Origin of the sequence: Oscillatoria sp. CS-180 (assembly GCF_028330965.1) — a bacterium.
GTDB lineage: Bacteria > Cyanobacteriota > Cyanobacteriia > Phormidesmidales > Phormidesmidaceae > Halomicronema.
The window spans coordinates 1-16,833 of sequence record NZ_JAQMUB010000101.1; the positions used below are offsets into that span (position 1 = coordinate 1).

The 16,833-nt window shown below is 52.0% G+C and carries 14 protein-coding genes; 3 read left to right on the plus strand and 11 right to left on the minus strand.

What is annotated here, in order from left to right; translation table 11 throughout:
* Positions 1 to 112: 112 nt before the first annotated feature.
* The 8 genes from PN498_RS27590 to PN498_RS27625 all read right to left on the minus strand — a co-directional run bounded on the left by PN498_RS27590 (position 113) and on the right by PN498_RS27625 (position 7,246).
* Complete coding sequence (locus PN498_RS27590) at positions 113 to 328, minus strand: calcium-binding protein (protein ID WP_272066682.1); 216 nt, start codon at positions 326 to 328, stop codon at positions 113 to 115.
* A 68-nt stretch (positions 329 to 396) separates the two neighbouring features.
* The gene (locus tag PN498_RS27595; RefSeq protein ID WP_272066683.1) at positions 397 to 1,053 is read right to left on the minus strand and encodes an HAD family hydrolase; all 657 of its coding nucleotides are present in this window, start codon (positions 1,051 to 1,053) and stop codon (positions 397 to 399) included.
* Positions 1,054 to 1,130: 77 nt separating this feature from the next.
* Entirely contained in the window at positions 1,131 to 2,519 is a 1,389-nt protein-coding gene (gene glmU, locus PN498_RS27600) for a bifunctional UDP-N-acetylglucosamine diphosphorylase/glucosamine-1-phosphate N-acetyltransferase GlmU (protein ID WP_272066684.1), read from the minus strand.
* An 88-nt stretch (positions 2,520 to 2,607) separates the two neighbouring features.
* Positions 2,608 to 3,171, minus strand: coding sequence for a hypothetical protein (locus PN498_RS27605; RefSeq protein ID WP_272066685.1), 564 nt, complete (start codon positions 3,169 to 3,171; stop codon positions 2,608 to 2,610).
* A 242-nt stretch (positions 3,172 to 3,413) separates the two neighbouring features.
* Positions 3,414 to 5,942 (minus strand): tetratricopeptide repeat protein, encoded by a 2,529-nt coding sequence (locus tag PN498_RS27610; RefSeq protein WP_272066686.1) that lies wholly within the window; start codon positions 5,940 to 5,942, stop codon positions 3,414 to 3,416.
* A 24-nt stretch (positions 5,943 to 5,966) separates the two neighbouring features.
* Positions 5,967 to 6,704: a hypothetical protein gene (locus PN498_RS27615; RefSeq protein WP_272066687.1), complete on the minus strand. Its 738-nt coding sequence runs from the start codon at positions 6,702 to 6,704 to the stop codon at positions 5,967 to 5,969.
* 142 nt (positions 6,705 to 6,846) lie between these two features.
* Complete coding sequence (locus PN498_RS27620) at positions 6,847 to 6,993, minus strand: hypothetical protein (protein ID WP_272066688.1); 147 nt, start codon at positions 6,991 to 6,993, stop codon at positions 6,847 to 6,849.
* On the minus strand, positions 6,983 to 7,246 hold the full coding sequence (locus PN498_RS27625) for a ribbon-helix-helix domain-containing protein (RefSeq protein WP_272066689.1): 264 nt from the start codon (positions 7,244 to 7,246) through the stop codon (positions 6,983 to 6,985). The genes PN498_RS27620 and PN498_RS27625 overlap by 11 nt, the downstream gene beginning before the upstream one ends.
* Before the next feature lie 393 nt (positions 7,247 to 7,639).
* Here PN498_RS27625 and PN498_RS27630 point away from each other — a divergent pair, with 393 nt between their 5' ends.
* Entirely contained in the window at positions 7,640 to 8,071 is a 432-nt protein-coding gene (locus tag PN498_RS27630) for a DUF29 domain-containing protein (protein WP_272066690.1), read from the plus strand.
* 208 nt (positions 8,072 to 8,279) lie between these two features.
* Here the strand turns inward: PN498_RS27630 and PN498_RS27635 are convergent, their stop codons facing one another.
* Positions 8,280 to 12,278: a glycerophosphodiester phosphodiesterase family protein gene (locus tag PN498_RS27635; protein WP_272066691.1), complete on the minus strand. Its 3,999-nt coding sequence runs from the start codon at positions 12,276 to 12,278 to the stop codon at positions 8,280 to 8,282.
* A gap of 625 nt (positions 12,279 to 12,903) precedes the next feature.
* On the opposite strand from PN498_RS27635, the gene PN498_RS27640 reads away from it, so the two are divergent.
* Both PN498_RS27640 and PN498_RS27645 read left to right on the plus strand, forming a co-directional pair.
* Entirely contained in the window at positions 12,904 to 13,479 is a 576-nt protein-coding gene (locus tag PN498_RS27640) for a zf-TFIIB domain-containing protein (protein WP_272066692.1), read from the plus strand.
* A gap of 20 nt (positions 13,480 to 13,499) precedes the next feature.
* Positions 13,500 to 15,122, plus strand: coding sequence for a dipeptide ABC transporter ATP-binding protein (locus PN498_RS27645; RefSeq protein WP_272066693.1), 1,623 nt, complete (start codon positions 13,500 to 13,502; stop codon positions 15,120 to 15,122).
* A gap of 84 nt (positions 15,123 to 15,206) precedes the next feature.
* On the opposite strand, the gene PN498_RS27650 is transcribed toward PN498_RS27645, so the two are convergent.
* Both PN498_RS27650 and PN498_RS27655 read right to left on the minus strand, forming a co-directional pair.
* The gene (locus PN498_RS27650) at positions 15,207 to 16,385 is read right to left on the minus strand and encodes a TRC40/GET3/ArsA family transport-energizing ATPase (protein WP_272066694.1); all 1,179 of its coding nucleotides are present in this window, start codon (positions 16,383 to 16,385) and stop codon (positions 15,207 to 15,209) included.
* A 108-nt stretch (positions 16,386 to 16,493) separates the two neighbouring features.
* Positions 16,494 to 16,832 (minus strand): hypothetical protein, encoded by a 339-nt coding sequence (locus PN498_RS27655; protein WP_272066695.1) that lies wholly within the window; start codon positions 16,830 to 16,832, stop codon positions 16,494 to 16,496.
* Position 16,833 lies beyond the last annotated feature (1 nt).

Consider the following 16,833-nt stretch of genomic DNA (forward strand, 5'->3'; position numbering starts at 1 on the left):
CGATACGGAAAGCTTTCGTAAATCGCTTGGCGAAATTGGCGCAGCGGTTCAAGATAGGTTGACATCAGTGGTAGGGCTTAGAGTTTCCAATCCTCTACCACTTTCCTGCTCTTCAGTCACCCTGATTGTCCAAAGTCCAGACCACTTGCACCGTCGGCCCCTCCCGCTGCGAACCGCGTCTATTTGAGGTGAGCCAAATTGCTGAAAAAGGAAATTGAAGCGTCTTTTCCAGATAGTAGTACCAGCCCATAGCCACTTCTTCTGAGCTGTAGGCATCAACGATGATTTCACCATCAATACGCTGTTCGCGTTCAGGATCTGCGTCCATGGGGTGCTCCTTAATTGATTCGCGATTTTAGACTTGAAAATTGCGGCATAGTCTTGGAACTTCACACTCTAATTTTGGAACAAACCGAACTGCTTTAGGCGCTCATCGGCAAACTCGTCAATGACTAAACTCGCGCCATAGCTGTATAAAACGTCCGGCTTGTGAGAGGAGGCGACGCCAATCGTGGGAATCTGGGCAGCCACGGCGGACTGAATGCCGGTTTTCGAATCTTCAAAGACCACTGCGGTTGCGGGCACAATTCCTAGCTGCTCCAAGGCCGTCTGATAGGGCAGCGGATCGGGCTTGCTGCGGGGCAGCTCTCCGGCAATCAGCACCAAGTCAAAGGCCGTTTCCAGATCGAGAACGTTGAGGACAAATTCAGCGTTGGCTCGGGGAGCATTGGTCACCACGGCAGTTTTGAGAGCTTGACCTTTGATCCAGTCATAGAGCTGGTTGAATCCGGGCATGCGTTGAAGACGAGTAGCAGCCAGTGATCGAAACTTTGCTTCTTTATCAATGGCCAGCTGTTCGCCTTCGGCTTGGGAAAGCTGAGGCAGCAGTTCTTCGATCAAGTGCTCATTCAGTCGTCCGCTGATTTTCTCCTTGAAGAAAGTCTCATCGATGGTATACCCATGCGGTTCAAGGATGTCGCGCCAGACTTCTAGGTGCACAGGGTCAGTATCGGCAAGGGTGCCATCGAGGTCGAAGATAACGGCCTGAAGCATAAGTGTGAGGAGTGAGGGAGTGAGGAAGTGGGGGCAGTCAGGATCGCCAGATCTGGGACAGTGTTTTGCCCTGTCAATTATTGGGATGGCTTGTCGTCGGTGGTGGAGTAGCGTTTAGAGCGCCAGCCAGGAAAGGTGGTTTGTTTGGCGCGGGCCACAACAAGGGAGTCATCGTCAACGTCTTTGGTGACGACAGAGCCAGCACCGACCGTAACGTCTTCACCCACGGTGACGGGAGCGACGAAGACGCTGTTGGAGCCTGTTTTAGTGCGATCGCCAATCACCGTAGGATGTTTTTTCACACCATCGTAATTTGCCGTGATGGTGCCCGCGCCAACGTTGACCTGATTGCCCAGGGTGGCGTCTCCCAAATAGGAGAGATGAGCCACATTGACCTGATTGCCCAGCGTCGATTTCTTGATCTCAACGAAATTCCCAATGCGGCAGTTATCTCCCACCACGGCCTGGCCCCGCAGGTGAGCATAGGGACCAACACGAACGTTGTCGCCCACTTGACTGTCCGACAGGGTAGAGTACAGCACCGTGACATCACGACCGATGGTGGTGTTTTCAATCAGACAGCCCGGACCAATGCGGCTGCCGCTGCCGATGACCGTTGCACCTCGCAGATGAGTTTGCGGCTCAATAATCACATCTGGCTCAATACGGACTGTCGTATCAACCGTGGTGGAGTCTGGCTCAATAAAGGTCACGCCTGCGGTCATCCATTCGTCTTTAATGCGGTCTTGCAAAATACTGTAGGCTTCTGCTAATTGAATGCGATTGTTGATGCCCTGAATTTCCTGAGCATCGTCTACATCCACGGCGCGGACAGGGGACAGGTCCTTTACCACATCGGTGAGGTAATATTCCTGCTGGTCGTTTTCAGATTTGAGGTGAGGCAGGATTTTGCCGAGCGCGGACCACTGGAAGCAGTAGACGCCGGCATTAATGCGGCGATTTTGACGCTGAGCTTCAGTGCAGTCGCGGTGCTCAATGATTTCGGTAACCACGTTGTCGTCGTTGCAGAAGACCCGACCGTATCCTGTCGGATCCATAAACTGAGCGGTCAACAGCGTGGCCTCGTTTTGCTTCGTCTGGTGCATGTCCAACATATGGCGCAGGGTGGATGGGCGCAATAGCGGAACATCACCGTTGAGCACGAGAACATCACCGTCGAAGTCAGCCAGGTGAGGAATGACCTGCTGCACAGCATGTCCGGTGCCCAACTGCTCGGTTTGAGGCACAAAAGTGAGGTCAGGAATATGGCTGAGGGCAGCTTTGACTTTCTCGGCCTCGTAGCCCACGACGACTAGCCGGTGGGTCGGACTCACGTCACGGAGACTATCAAGCACACATTCCACCAGCGATCGCCCGCCTAAAGGATGCAGCACCTTCGGCAATGACGACTTCATCCGCGTCCCTTTTCCGGCTGCTAACACGACAACCGCCAGCTTGGATGCCATGAATTTTCTCCCGCTAATCCCAGTCTTCGCCCCGGAGTATACCGCGCTTTGTGGAGGGGCGGGAGGATCCCTGGACAATCCACAACAACTACTGCGTGTACTGATAGATAAAGTCAGGCAAACCGCAGGCTAGTTCGGTAAAGTCCGCCGTTGAAATGCATTCCCCCTCGTCTTGATCAGAAAACTGAGGCTCCTGATCACGGGATTCCAAAATGCGACCGATGACAGGATACACGTCAAACGTTTTGTTCTCACTATCAATCGTTTCCGTTGCGTCACTCAGCACCCCATAGGTGACTCGCACGTTCTCGAACCAAAATTCAAACTGGTAGGCGGAAAATTCAGGATCATCGATGCGTGTCAGTCGAAAGCGGCTACAGACATCACGCACATAACCATCGCGCATGAAGTTGCAGAGCGCTGGATCGGCATCGTCTACCAGTACGGTGGATTGAGTTTCGGTTTCAGTAGTTTCCGCTTGTTTGGTCGATCGCTCTACAGGGAGCCATGCCTCTGAATAACTGTCAGATACCGGTTCATGCTCCTTTTCAACGGGAGTGGCAGCATGGGCAGACGATAGCGGCAGACACACCAGAGCAGACAACAGGAACGCCGGAGCAATAATTTTACGCAAGACAGATGTGCTCGCCATGGATGGAGACCTCATCGATAACTAAATAATGATATTGGAGCCGCGATCGCAGCCACCCCAATACTAGATCCCCTTCATCGGCTACTCACTGAATTCCGTTCTAGATACGAATGCAATGTGGTGACAGGGGCGCGATGGGAAATGGGGTGGGTTTCTCACAATCTTTGATTGACCTACCCGGTTGCGGACCAGCTTCACAATGGGTTTGGAGTTAGGAATCCAGCCTTGAGCCATCAATCACGCTATGCTGGCTCATTGCGAAGCTGAGCGAGGAGCGCTTGAGTGACAGGATGCTCGGAGAGCAGTTCCCCTTGACCCGCGTCAAGAGCTGCTCGGAGGCAGCTCACAAAGTTACTGTTGGCTATTTGAGTTGTGGGATGGTCTTCTCCAAGCTGCTTAAGCAAAATGGATATCGCTTCTAAGTACAACGGTTCAGCGGTGTCGTAGCGTTTCATCGAAGTGTAAAGAAAGGCAAGATTGTTAAGGCCTTGGCCTACATCAGGATGATCCTCCCCCAAGAGCTGTTTTCGCAATCCTATGACCTTTTGAGAGATCGATTCCGCTTTGTCATAACGTCCCTGCCGACAATACAAATCGGCAAGATTGTTAAGGCTCTGGCTCACGTCGGGGTGCTTCTCGCCTAGCAACTGTTTCCGCAACTCCAATGCCTTTTGATAGAGTGGCTCCGCTTCGTCATAACGCTTCTGCGAAGCATAGAGCATGGCAAGATTGTTAAGGGTAGTAGCTGTATAATGATGCTTCTCACCTAAAAGCCGTTTCCACTGCCGCAATGCCTCTCGATACAGTGGCTCTGCTTCACTATAACGTCTTTGAAAGGTGTATAACAGGGCAAGATCATTGAGGCTGGTAGCGATATCAAGATGTTCCTCTCCCAAAAGCTGTTTCCGCAACTCCAACGCCTCTTTATACAGAGGCTCCGCTTCGCTGTAACGCCCCTGCGATTCGTACAGTCCAGCAAGATTATTCAGGCTCATCGCCACATCGGGATGCGACTCCCCCAACAGCTCTTTACTCAAGACCAAGGCTCGTTTGAGTAAAGGTTCTGCTTCGCCATATTGACCTTTCTTGAATAAAGCTAGCCCTACACGATTCAACCTGCCAGCCATCTCAAGATCAACCTCGCAACTGCCAATTTGAGCATTCAATTCCTGTCGGTTAGCCAGTTCATCCGCCTGGTCGTGCCATCCTAGCTTTCGACAAAGCCTCATTTGGGCCTCCAGGAGGCATTGTGTCCAGGGAGTATCCGGCCCCAACACTTTCTCCGCTAGGTGAACTGCTTGCTGATAATAATCGAAGGATTGCTGCCCCTTATGAGGTCCCATCAAACGATAGATGTCTCCCATGAGGCCAAGACCATGGATGGTGAGAAAATGGCGATCGCCCTCAGGAACCGTTTTCATCATGCTCAACACGTTTTGGCACAGCCCTTCAGCATAGTCCAGGGTATGTTTATGACAGAACACAACAGCCGCCGATAACTTGAATTGAGCCAGTTGTAATGGCTCAATAGGTTGATGATTGTCAACAATGGCTAGGGCCTGTTGACTGAGCTTGGTGGCTTCTGAGAGCCGTCCTTGACTAGCAACCACCTCCGCCTGACGACAGAGCGCCTCTGCCACCGCAAGAGACTCCGCTCCACAATGGTGTGTGCGAATCCGAACTGCTCTCAGACAGGCGTTCTTCGCATCAAACGTGTTTTCCAACGCTAAATAGACTTCAGCGAGGGCATACCAAGCATCCGCCGCAAGGAGGCTATCCGCTTGGTCGAGTTCTAACTGACTCAGCGCCTCTTTGAAGGTGTCTTTGGTAGCTTCCCATTCGTATGAGGCTATTTGCGCCTGACCTAAATAGATCCAAGCCAGAACCGTTTGCTGAGGAGTAGCCTGGTGAGACTCCAGCAGCGCTTGCAACATTATCGGAATTTCGGCATGGGGAGCCTGACGTATCTGCTGGTTGATTGCCGTGAGGCACCAATCAATCGCTGTCTCAGATTTTGATAAGGTCGTGCTATGGTGCAGCGCCTCTTTCAGCGCCGTGATTGCCTGTGAGGGGTCCGCGCTTAAGGTTTGATAATAGTCGAACAGCCAATGATGAACTGGCTGCTGTTGTGCCTGGGGCTGCCTTTTAAGGAAATGCTGCCGGATCTCTGGATGTATCTGCCAGGCTTGACTACCCGATGATTGAATATAAGGGTGTTCGGCAAGTAGCTTCAGATTATCCTGATAGCGGTCTGAGTCGTCACTGTCATTGGCAAACTGGGACACCAGTGCGCGAAAAAGTACCTCGTCCCAATAGCGAGGCACCGACAAAATTTCAAACAGTTTTAGCTCATCAGGATCCCAGACCTCGTCTGCTTTAGCCAAGGTCTCAGACATGGATTGAGCAAAATCTTCCACACGCGGTAAACGCTTTCGGTGAATTTTTCGCCACATCTCAAACCCAATATCGAGATAAAGGGGGCTGCCTGCCGCTGTCTGAACAATTGCCTGCCGCAGGTCACTATTCTGAATGCCTCCAGTTTGTAGAACAGTATTGCCATCAGCATCACTCATGGGTGAGACAGGCGTTTGCAAAGCATCGTCCATCCACTCCAAACGATCCTTTGATGTGATGACCCAGAGTGTATGAGGACTGGCTTCTTCTGGGCTAAGCAGATGTTCGAGCCAGGTGCACCGACCAGAGCGCTCATCATCCACCAAGCAATCATAGCCATCAACGAAAATGATTGAGGCTTGCTTCGATTGAGGCAAATCTGACCGTCTTAGATAATGCTTTCAATCCCTAGCTAGGAAGAGAGGCAGTTTAGGCGCGATATCTAGAGGGCCATCGCAGTCCTCCTTCAGCTCCCGCAAATCTCGATTGCCTCGCTCTTTCCACCAAATTCTGCGCTGCTCATCCAACCCGACAAAAAACCAGTTCAGCTTCGCCAGAAAAATACCAAAAGGAATAGCCCCTTCTAAATACCTGGCAATGTCCGTCATCATGTGAGGAATCAGAGCACGGGCTGTCTCTGTCATGTCAGCCAACTGCATCTGCTTCAGAACCTTGGATAGATCGAGGTCCTGCACCGCACCGACTAAATCTGCAAAGGCACTGGCGTTATCAGCACGCTGCATTCTTTGGGAAAAGTCTGTCGAATCGACGGCTAAACCGGGATGGCGAGCAGCCCAATAGCACCAATAGGCAATGTCATAGCAGCTACAGTCTACGCCGCTGGCACCCAACTCCCGTCGCAGCTCTTGCAGCCCTTCCTCCAAAGAGGGCGTTGAAAACCGTTCGAGACCAACCCCGTCCAGCAATGCACAGGCATATCCTTGCGCTTTCAAAGACCTGTACACGTTCTTCGCCAAGTCCCAAGTAATGCTAGGCGGCCCGTAGTAAACCAAAATATTGCGGTTATGGCGACCTAAGCCTTCGACAGCTTCCTCAACATCTTTGATGTACGACTCTCGTGAAATCAGTCGCTTCAGTGACCTGGGTGATTTTCCATCCGTTTCAGAAGAATGAGGCATCGAAAAAATACGGATTTCATTGGAGTATTGTTCTTGTTATGGCACAGCCTTTCTAGTCGTGACAAACAATCAGTTGCAGGCTGTTACGCCCAGGCATATTGAGTTAGAAATTGAGGCTAGCCCACACTCACCTTTCATAGATTTAGAGAGATGCAATGAGTTTGAGACGCTGGACATAGAAGCTGTTGAGATCGGGCATGGTGAAGCAGGCAGTTGCCATAAAGTCGAAGGTCATCCACCAAATTTGGGTCACAGGAACAGCACGGTAGCGATCGCGGTTAACGTTCACAATTCACTGGGCTAAGGCCCTGCCGTTCCTCCTTCCACCAGTCATCTGTGACTTCAATCCCTTCACCACGGTCAAGACTATTCAGTCCCTCATCGAGTTGACTGTCAAGTGAAAACTTGGCTTGACGTAATCGTTGATCCAAAAGCACTAAAGCCTGAAAGTACTCATCTGCAGACGAGTAACCACTTTGAGTCACTTGCTCATCCACATAGGCTTTGAGGTTGTCAGGAAGAGAAATAGTGATGTTGCTCATACCGTCATGCCTTAAGTTGCTTCCAGGGTATCTCAGCATTTGGAGAGTTACGACATCTGTCACTGTTCTGTTCGCGTTTTCGGCAACTCCTTTATCCCGTCACTGCCTGCTCTACGATCGCCAACTAACCCCATGAAAATTGCTCCATGAAGGCATCAATAATCACGATTGGGCTGGTCAGTGCGATCGCTCAAACCACAGCCACCACTGCTATTCCTGACGATTTGCAAACAGGAGAATAGCGGATGGATGCGATCCGTGGGCGGTGCCCACCCTACCCCTCGTGTCTACCCTTCAGCCAAACTTGCCATCCCATCATCAGGCATCTCTCTGCCAAAATAGAGAAATAGCGATGTCTTCATACTCGCAGACTCACCCCCGCAGGTCAGCGTCATGGATAGCACTTTATACGATCGCGACTACTATCAGTGGCTCAGCGAAACCGCCTATCTGCTGTCAGAAGGGCGACTGTCTGAAATGGATGTCCCCAATCTGCTGGACGAAATTGAAGCGATGGGAAAAAGCCAAAAACGGGCGATCGCGTCTTACCTGCGGGTGCTGCTGCTGCATTTGCTGACATGGACCTATCAGCCGGAAAAGCGCTCCGGGAGCTGGCGAAGTTCTATCCGTAATGCTCGCACTGCCTTGGCAGAACGCCTGGAAGAAAGTCCCAGCCTTAAGCCTTACCCTGAAACCGTGTTGCCCCAGTGTTATCGCACTGCCCGTGCTAACGCCGCTGATGAAACGGGACTGTCCCTCACTACTTTTCCCAAGGAGTCTCCGTTCACCCTGACAGACATTTTGTCCGAAGAGTTTTTACCGTAATAACAATGATGAAGGCCGTCTCAATACTATGGCTAGCGTCAGGCGGGCAGTGCCCACCTGACCTATAGATATTCTCCGTAAACCCTGTGTCTATGAGGTTGCAGGTGCTTAGTACTCGACGGCGGACGTATGTGCATCATTCCTAATGCTCAAAAGTCCCACTATGAGGCAGTTTTGCATTTTGCATTTTGCATTCCGCATAGCGGTACTAGCTAGCAACAGCCTCAATAGAGTTGAGGGTGACAACCAAGTCATTGAAGTCGTTGTCAGTCAAGTCTTCGAAGGTCCAGGTCGCGCCATCACGCAGGATACGGTTCATGCCGTTGGCAGCATCGCCAATCGTTGCCAAGTTGTTGATGTCGCCATCAATGAGTAGAGCGGGTGCATAGTAGACATCGCCCATCAGCGTCAGATCCATCTCGCCAGAAGCGTTGTTCTCAATGAACAACTCAGCATCAAGCAGGTTCGCCGCCACGGCTGCTTCATATCCCTCTTCACCCGGTAGCAGGCCATTGACGCTGCCTTTGGCGTCCGTTTCATAGAACGTCAGCACATTGTCGTAGGCCGCTTCGCGGGTCAAGCTAACGTTGACGCTGACGTCGCCATCGCTACCCGTCAGATCAATCAACTCGGCCACAGGGTCGGCTTTGGAGAGACCCGCAACGCCAAGGCGATCGTCTAGATCAAGGGGCGTTTCTAGCTTCAACTCAATGATCTCGTTGTTGTCGATATCGGGACCGCGACCGACGGAGAACGGATAGTTGTTATCGTTAGCAACGAGGATGGTCTCTTCATCCAGCACTAGCACGTCCTCAATGGTGACGAACGGGAAGTCGAAGGTGGTTTCGCCATCTCCGTTCAGGTCATTGGGATCTTCGATATGGAGCAGATCAACCACAAGCTCTTTGCTCACAAAGCCGTTCTCATCCAAGTTTGAAAAGTCAATCTTGAAGATCTGCTTGAACGCTGCTGTTTCCCCTTGCCGACCATCTCGCTCGATCACTAAGAACTCATCGTCATTGACGGGAGTGAGGTCACCGATCGCATGACTGACCGCCTCCATTTGATACAGACCGACCAGCCCTTCAAAAGCCGCACTGTCAACGTCAAATTCGTAGATGCGAAGAGAGGCTTCGGGGTCGCCAAAGACAGTGCCTTCCAGCATGGGATAGAGGGTTTGGCGATCAGGGCTGAAGCCCATGCCCTCATAACCCCGTGAACCGCGCAGGTTAGCGAATTCCTCGGCTGTCTCAAACTGCTCCACGACGATGCGTCCCGTTTCAGGGAAATCCGTGAAGAAGCCATCGACGCCCAGATCAATCAACTGCTGGAACTCTTCACCCGTGGACTGGGGCGTACCGTCTTCGTTGAGGGTGAGGAAGCGCTCTTCATCCCGCAAAGTGTAGGGGTGAATCTGCAAACCAGCATCGTGGGCAAAGTCAATCAGCGGAAAAACCTCGCCTGTCAGCTGAGTGGTGATTTCGGCATTGCCGTCGCCGTCACCATCGACTGGCGTGTCAATCCCTTCGCGAATCAGAATGTTGTTCTTCCAGGGGCCCAGTCCCTCAGCGTAGCTCGCGCTGATTTGGGCGATCGCCTCGGCATTCGCCAGCGCGTCATACCCCGGATTCTCAAAGTTGAGGAACGGCAGCAGATCGCCATACACCTCAAACTTCTTCTCGGCGGACAAGTCTGCATTGGCAACCAAGTCAAACGGTACGGAGAAGCCACCGCCCCCCGCATTGATGAAGGATCCCTCAGTATCCCCAAAAAGCTGGACCAGAGGCACATTGCCGATGCCTGCCTCATCCAGCAGCGCTTGCAACTCAATCAGGTTAGCAATCTCGAAGGACTGAATGAAGATGCGATCAGCATCGGTGAATCCTGTATCGAGCAGTGTTTGCACCAGGGGTTCCTCTAGAGACAGTCCCTGCTGGTCAAAGAACGTAGGATGCTTGGTTTCGGGGTAAATGCCGATGTCTTTACCCACAACGGGACTGAGTTCTTCAACCAGCTCAATGACTTCTGTCAGCGTTGGAATCTCAAACAGTCCATCAAAGGCATCATTGCGGAAATCGCGAGATTGAACGGCTCGAATCTCCTTGATTTCTGCCAGGGTGAAGTCTTCAGCAAACCAGCCGCCAACGAGGGCACCATCTAGGTCTTTGACCATGACGCGATCGGCAAATTGAGGCAGATCAGCAACGTTAGTGGTGAGGGTGCTGTCCTGTTTGACAACAGGATTACCGTCGTCGTCCAACCGGATAGTGTCGTCCTCGTTTAGCTCAACCTGAGCCAGTGTGGGTTCGTGTCGAGCAATCAGCACGCCATCACTGGTGATCGCCAAGTCCGGCTCAACAAAATCAGCCCCTTGATAAATCGCCGCGCGATAGGCTTCCAAGGTGTGCTCAGGGAAGTCGCCACTGGCCCCCCGATGAGCAATCACCAACGGCGTCTGACCGTTGAACGTATTGAAATCGAAGTCCGGATTTTGGGGCGATCGCACCTCATCAGCCGTCAGCCGATCAACGATGGGGTTCCCTGTGCGAGGAAAGTCGGTGAAAAAGCCGTCAGCACCAATTTCTACCAGCTGCTCGAATTCTTCCTCCGGCGACTGGGGCGTGCCATCGGGGTTCAGCGTCAGGAAGCGCTCTTCGTCACGCAGTGTATAGGGATGCACCTGCAAGCCTGCGTCATGGGCATCTTCAATCAATGATGTGATTTCGCCCGTCAGTTGAGTCGTAATCTCAGCCTCACCATCGCCGTTACCGTCAACCGGGGTGTCGATCAGTTCACGCAGCAGAATGTTGTTCTTCCAAGGCCCCGCTCCTTCGGCGTAGAGGTCGCTGATCACCTGCAAAAATTCCGCACTGTCAAGGTCGCTGTAGACCGTCGTTTCAGACAAAGGATTTTCAACAGCAGCCAGGAAATCGGCTCCATAGATGGCCTCCAAATCATTGCCTTCGGCAACGTTGAAGCGGATATCAAAGGGTGCAGAGAAGCCGGAGTCGACGGGGGCATCTGGCAGCGTATTGCCATAGAGCTGCACGAGGGGAATATCACCCAGGCCCTCAGCATCAAGCTGCCCCTGTAGCTCAATCAAATTCTGGAACTCAAAGGACTGAATGAAGATGCGGTCAGCATCGGTGAAGCCTGTTGCTTGCAAGGTCTCGATTAGGGGCTCTTCCAGGGATAGTCCTTGCTGATCAAAGAAAGTGGGATGCTTGGTTTCAGGATAAATACCAACCTGAACGCCCGTTTCCGCTTCCACGTCCTGAACCAGTTCGATCACCTCTTGGAAGGTGGGAATTTCAAAGAGTCCATCAAATGCTGGATCGCGGAAGTCACGGGACTGCACGGCCCGCAACTGTTTGATTTCTGCCAGCGTGAAATCTTCGGCAAAGTAAGCAGTTACCTCGACACCATCCAGCATTTTGGTAGATTTGCGCTCTTCACCAAAGACCTCTGAAACGTTAGTAGTGTCATCCAGCATCGGCTCGTGACGAGCAATCAGCACACCGTCGCTGGTAATGACGAGATCTGGCTCAACAAAATCAGCTCCAGCTGCGATCGCCGCCCGATAAGCCTCCAGGGTATGCTCTGGAAAATCACCACTGGCACCCCGGTGACCAATCACCAGCGGATCTTGCCCGTTGAGCGTATCCAGATCTACGAGGGACGGTGTTGCGATCGGCGCTTGTTGCAGAACCCCTTCAGCGTTGAAGTGCAGAATGAAGGGACCGAATTCTTCGCCAATCCAGATATCGCCAGTCTCATCAAGGACAAAGGATTCAATATCGAAATCGCCGCCTGTCAACAACCGACCCGCCTGTCCTTCATTGACAATATCAAAGGGAATCAGGTTATTGGGATCGCTGAGCTGCACAAATCCCTGCACTTCAACACTGCGATCACCCGCTTCAGACCCAGCAAAACTCGGATCAACTTGATAAAGACGCAACAGATAGTCAGGACTGTTGGACTGAGAACCAAATCCATTATCAGACAAGAACCAGAAGGTCGAACCCTCGCTGTCAGGTGCAAATTGCACGCCGCTAAAGCCCTGAACAGGCGGTCCTTCAAAAGGTCCAGTCCGCCCGTTTGCTTCAATCCCTTCCCCCGTCAGCGGACCATCAGCAAAGGTATCGGCAGGTAGAGCAGCAAACCCGACTAGTTCCACAACAGGCTGATTGGTGTCAGAAGCCATAAATCCAAGAGTCTCCTTTGGAAGATACGTATTGACAGGGGCAATTTCTTGTCATTGACACGCGAAGGCACCTGTTTCATATCCGTGTTCTCGCAATGACAAAATCAAGAAATATTCATGAGGCTTTCCCCTTCCAAAGAGAGAGCTTCCCATGGAAACTTTAAGAGCGGGTCTAGTTAGCGTTAATGAATGGAGAGATCTACGGAGTGTTTTTATTAACTGTCGAAAAAGAATTTCTTCCATTACGGAGAAACTTGAATTCCAAAAAGCCTTAAATTCAGGTTCAGAAACCGTTAAGCTCAGTTTGAGAAATGTCTGCGATGTAATAGTTTTCTTGATCAACTCTTGTCTTTTCTATTGCCAGAGAAACTGTACAACATTGGTCACCAGACTTGAAATTGCTAGAGCGGCAATCTTGTTTAAGCTATTTTTTTTGAAGCGTTGAGAGTTAAGTCTCTTGCTGCAAGCATCAAAAAGTTTGATGCAGTGTTGTTTGCTACCTTATAGACAAGGGCTGATTTTGCCTCGGGATCTCTGTGTTTTTCTGACCTTTCATCGCTCGACATGAACATAGAACGACAAAGTGGAATGGTTTAATAGATGTGCTCTGTGTATTGATCTTGCGATGGTTAAGTGTCCCAAAGAGCCAAAAGTAGATTTAGAACCCGGCACGCTCCCGGGTGAATTGACTGGGCAGTGCTGTTCCGACTGTGACGGCGTTTGGATTCGACCAGAGCACTACGCCGAATGGCAAGCTAGCCAAGGCGTTCTCCCCGATCAGGAAATCCAGGTTGCCGTTGTGCCTAGCCAGCTGCCAACGACTTTTCAACCCAGTTCGTTGGATAATCGAGCCGCCCTGTGCCCTGATTGTCAGCACTATCTCGCCCGAGGCCGCGTGCAGCTTCAAGACACCTCGTTTTTTGTGGAGCGCTGCCCCAATTGCAAAGGGTATTGGTGCGATCGCGGCGAATGGGACATTCTCCAGCAGCTCCAGCTCGACAAACACCTCGACTACATCTTCTCAGATGCCTGGCAAACCCAAGTCAAAGCTCTAGAGTTTGTCGCCCGTGAACGGAAAGCCATCATCGAAAAACTCGGCCCTGACATCGCCAGCAAAATCTTTGAACTCGCCGATCTCCTCGAAAACCATCCCAATGGCGACTTCGGCGTTGCGTACCTGATGCGCCGCTTTGACGAATAACCTCTCACTCTCTGCCTTCCATGCTCCTCACCCTGAAAGACTTTTCCGTCATCTATCCCAACACCTCGACGTACGCGGTTGATGCGGTCTCCCTTGATTTAGCCGCTGGTGACATTCTCGGCCTCGTCGGTGAATCGGGCTGTGGCAAAAGTACCTTAGGGAGGGCAGCCCTGCGCCTCCTGCCACGCGGCACCCAGATTGAGGGCGAAGCTTGGTTTGAGGAGCGCTCCATTCCGGCAATGTCGGCCCGAGACCTACGGCACTTTCGAGGCGAAGCCGTATCCCTCGTCTTTCAAGACCCCATGACTCGCCTTGATCCGCTGATGACCATTGGCGATCACTGCCTGGAAACGCTGCTGGCCCACGAACCTAAACTCTCCCGCCCAGTAGCGAAAGCCCGATCGCTGGCAGCCCTAGAATCCGTGAACATTCCGGCTGATCGCTGGAGCCAATATCCCCATGAATTTAGCGGTGGGATGCGGCAGCGGGTGGCGATCGCCCTTGCCCTGGTTCTCAACCCCAAACTCATCGTCGCAGACGAACCGACCACCAGCCTGGACGTCACCATCTCAGCCCAAATTCTGGACGAACTCACCCGCCTGTGTCGAGAGCGCCACATGGGGCTGATCCTGATCTCCCATGATTTAGCCCTGGTCGCCGAATATTGCGATCGCGTTGCTGTCATGTATCAAGGCAAGCTCGTCGAACTCGGTACCTCACAGCAGGTCTTGCGGCAGCCCCAGCACGACTACACGCGATCGCTCCTGCAGTCGGCCCTCGACCTGCAACAGGCCGATATTCGTGATGAACGGGTTCCAACTGAAGCTCCCCTGCTGGAGGTTCGCAATCTACAAAAGCACTACGTTTTGACCGTTAATCCACTCGCTCGTCTCCTGGGCCAGCAAACCAGTGGCGTTATCAAAGCAGTCGATGATGTGTCCTTTAATCTTTACCACGGAGAAATTTTGGGTCTCGTTGGCGAGTCAGGCTGTGGCAAAAGCACCTTATCTCGCACCATCCTGCAAATCATTCCTCCGTCCTCAGGTGACATTCGATTTCTAGGCCAAGACATTACTCGCCTGTCTCGCCAAAACCTGCAACGACAGCGGCGCGACATGCAGATGATTTTTCAGGATCCCCACGCTTGCTTGAACCCGATGATGACGGTTGAGCAGGGCATTGGTGATCCCCTTCGTATCCATCAGCTCGGTACGGCAGCTGAAATCGCAGACCAAGTTCACGCCATGATGGATCGCGTCGGCCTCACGCCTATTGAAAACTATGCCCATCGCTTTCCTGGCGATTTGTCTGGAGGACAGCAGCAGCGCGTCGCGATCGCCCGCGCCCTCATCACCCGTCCCAAACTTATCATCTGCGATGAACCCGTAAGTATGCTGGACGCCAGCATTCAAGCCCAAGTCCTCTCCCTCATGCTGACACTCAAAGAGGACTTTGACCTGACCTATCTGTTTATTACCCATGATTTATGGGTGGCGCGGTACCTGTGCGATCGCATTGCCGTCATGCAGGCTGGCAAGATCCTAGAGATGGGGTCCACCGAAGCCATTTTCAATCAGCCCCAGCACCCTTACACCAAAGTTCTCCTAGGTGCGGCTCCTCTTCTCGCAACCCAACCCACGTAGGGTGCAGTTACGCAGTGATGCGCTCTGTTGTGCACCAACACACGAAAGATGACATCCATCCCAGCGGCGCACCAGAATGCCCACCTATGCCGCCGCAAACCGAATTTTCAGATAATCTTCCTCCATCTTTGCCCCAGCAGGACTCAAAGCCGCCAACGCCTGAGGCAGCACCAAATTACGACGATGATTGCCAATGCGGATATTTAGCTCATCCGCCGACTTACTTAACTCCACCTGATCCTTAGGAACACCCGGCAAATAGACCTCCAGACTATAATCATTGCCCTGCTGCACAACCCGCAGCGTATTCTCTTTGTAGTAAACCTGAGCCGGATCCTCATCACCATACAGCGTCTCTTTCAAACGCTCCAACGCCGCAATACCGCACATCTCCTCAGAGTAAAGAGGAATCTCACGGACAGGTAACGGATGAAAATTCTCATGGATTTCCTGGCGATACTGCTGCTGCTGATCCTTCCAACGCTGGAAGAACGGATCTTGTACTGAGTCAGGAATAACCCGGTTGGCAATGACCAAGTCAGTCCCTACGTTGTACAAACTGAGATAGGCATGAGCGCGGAGAGATTCCTTAATGACCATCTTTTCAGGATTCGTCACCAGCCGCACAGACGTCGTACTGGTATCTGTCAAAACCTTCTCCAGCTCTACTAGCTGCTCATAAAATTCATAGGGCGCGTCCATCACCTCTTTCGTCGGCAACGAAAAGCCAGCAACCGGACGAAATAGAGGCTCCACGAGCGGTCGCAAGGCTGCCGAAACCGCCTCAAACGGTTTGTAGAAGCGACGCATATACCAACCCGCGACTTCAGGCAAACTGAGCAACCTTAGTGCTGTCCCCGTCGGCGCGGAATCGATAATGAGGACATCGAATTCCCCCTCATCATAGTGACGCTTCATCCGTACCAAGCTGAAAATTTCATCCATACCCGGCAGAATCGCCAGCTCCTCAGCCTCCACTCCTTCCAAACCCCGAGCCTGAAGAACTTCAGTGATGTAGCGCTTTACCGCCCCCCAGTTGCCTTCCAATTCCATTAGGGCATCCAGCTCAGCTCCCCATAGGTTGGGACGAACCTGACGAGGTGCATGACCCAACTCCATATCGAAGCTGTCTGCCAGGGAATGAGCCGGATCAGTACTCAAGACTAGCGTTTTGTGACCTGCCTCAGCACACCGTAGACCCGTTGCTGCGGCGACGGACGTTTTTCCCACTCCGCCCTTCCCGGTCATCAAAATTACGCGCATAGTGTCGCCCTTTTCGAAATTGTAACGTTTCTTTTACTGTATCGGTTTTGACGGCGATCGGGCAGGTCTCTCCACAAACCTCAGCCCTTCGCCATATCCATACCGCAACTAAAAAGGACTTCTCCTAGTCATCATCATTTTGTAGCCAAAGCTCATCGCACCGAAAGCCAGAAAAAACTGCCAGAGACTCGTCGTGTTCAGAATGGCGCGGCTACTCACAAAGACACACACAATACCGAAGCCTACAGCTATCCAACCCAACGTTCTGGCATCTCCTTTCAGAAAAACAATCATAAACAGACCCAGGCAAAGAGAGACGACCGAAAGGTCTGCAGCAATCCCTCGCCACCAAGGGTAAGCATGAGTCGTAAAGAGAATGTTCTGTCCCAAAAAGTAAATGCCTAACAACATGAGAGCTAGACCGGCAAAAAAGTATAGCCATCTCATA

Coding starts and splice junctions, on each gene's coding strand:
- PN498_RS27590 (WP_272066682.1), bottom strand. CDS start 328: ATGGACGCAGATCCTGAACGCGAACAGCGTATTGATGGTGAAATCATC.
- PN498_RS27595 (WP_272066683.1), bottom strand. CDS start 1,053: ATGCTTCAGGCCGTTATCTTCGACCTCGATGGCACCCTTGCCGATACT.
- glmU (WP_272066684.1), bottom strand. CDS start 2,519: ATGGCATCCAAGCTGGCGGTTGTCGTGTTAGCAGCCGGAAAAGGGACG.
- PN498_RS27605 (WP_272066685.1), bottom strand. CDS start 3,171: ATGGCGAGCACATCTGTCTTGCGTAAAATTATTGCTCCGGCGTTCCTG.
- PN498_RS27615 (WP_272066687.1), bottom strand. CDS start 6,704: ATGCCTCATTCTTCTGAAACGGATGGAAAATCACCCAGGTCACTGAAG.
- PN498_RS27625 (WP_272066689.1), bottom strand. CDS start 7,246: ATGAGCAACATCACTATTTCTCTTCCTGACAACCTCAAAGCCTATGTG.
- PN498_RS27630 (WP_272066690.1), top strand. CDS start 7,640: ATGGATAGCACTTTATACGATCGCGACTACTATCAGTGGCTCAGCGAA.
- PN498_RS27635 (WP_272066691.1), bottom strand. CDS start 12,278: ATGGCTTCTGACACCAATCAGCCTGTTGTGGAACTAGTCGGGTTTGCT.
- PN498_RS27640 (WP_272066692.1), top strand. CDS start 12,904: ATGGTTAAGTGTCCCAAAGAGCCAAAAGTAGATTTAGAACCCGGCACG.
- PN498_RS27645 (WP_272066693.1), top strand. CDS start 13,500: ATGCTCCTCACCCTGAAAGACTTTTCCGTCATCTATCCCAACACCTCG.
- PN498_RS27650 (WP_272066694.1), bottom strand. CDS start 16,385: ATGCGCGTAATTTTGATGACCGGGAAGGGCGGAGTGGGAAAAACGTCC.
- PN498_RS27655 (WP_272066695.1), bottom strand. CDS start 16,832: ATGAGATGGCTATACTTTTTTGCCGGTCTAGCTCTCATGTTGTTAGGC.